The 722-nt window shown below is 50.6% G+C and carries 2 protein-coding genes; one reads left to right on the top strand and one right to left on the bottom strand.

Features of this window, described 5'->3' with window-relative positions; genetic code table 11:
* A partial coding sequence (locus JP75_RS26385) for a hypothetical protein (RefSeq protein ID WP_210165360.1) occupies positions 1–471 on the top strand: 471 nt, incomplete at its 5' end.
* A gap of 23 nt (positions 472–494) precedes the next feature.
* Here the strand turns inward: JP75_RS26385 and JP75_RS24670 are convergent.
* Positions 495–722, bottom strand: a 228-nt coding sequence (locus JP75_RS24670) for an HNH endonuclease (protein ID WP_210165359.1), incomplete at its 5' end; no start/stop codon positions are given.

The following is a 722-nucleotide window of genomic DNA, read 5'->3' as shown; positions in this document are numbered from 1 at the left end:
GAAAATAGCCCGAAAGAGGTGAAGGATAACGTTGAACTGTGGCTTTCTAGGCTTAGGCCGGATGCGGAGTTCAATGTGTCTGCATACGTAGATTGCTTCCTGTCTGAGAATCTTGTGCGATCTTATATTTCAGAGACTGGAAAAGGGCTTACAAATCCAGCCGCGACGGAAGCAAAGGAATGGATGCAGCGAGAACAGGATCGCAAAAAAGAAGCGAGCATTAGCTTTGACATTCGCAAGAAATCCGATGAGCTAAGCTATTTGGGTATGGATATGCTCGCCATATGTGCAGAAGGCGGAAAGCCGAGTGATGGGAACCCGTCTCTTTGGAAAGACGCGGTAAGCTTTCGCCCTGTTCGTAATGCCGTTGGGCATACTGGACTTCTTACACAGGTCGCCAAAAATCATCTCAATGTGACATTTGAAAACATTAGAGCACGTGTGAAGAATTTGCTTGCAAGCACAAAATAGTTGTGGCGCGGAACGTCGACGTACTAGCCGATGATGGCCGCAAACTCTGACACTCCGATCCATCGTTTCTCCCGAGCGATGACACGATGTATTAGCCGATGGCAGCTAGCACACAGCAGCGCTAGATCCTCAACCCGCGTTTTTCGCTCCCCCGCCAAATGCACCGGCACCACGTGATGCGCCTCGAAGACCGACGTGCGCAGATACTCGGGCACTTCCCCATATTCACGGCTACATGCGTCACAGCGCAA

Source organism: Devosia riboflavina, assembly GCF_000743575.1.
GTDB lineage: Bacteria > Pseudomonadota > Alphaproteobacteria > Rhizobiales > Devosiaceae > Devosia > Devosia riboflavina.
This window is presented reverse-complemented; position numbering and strand designations above follow the sequence as displayed.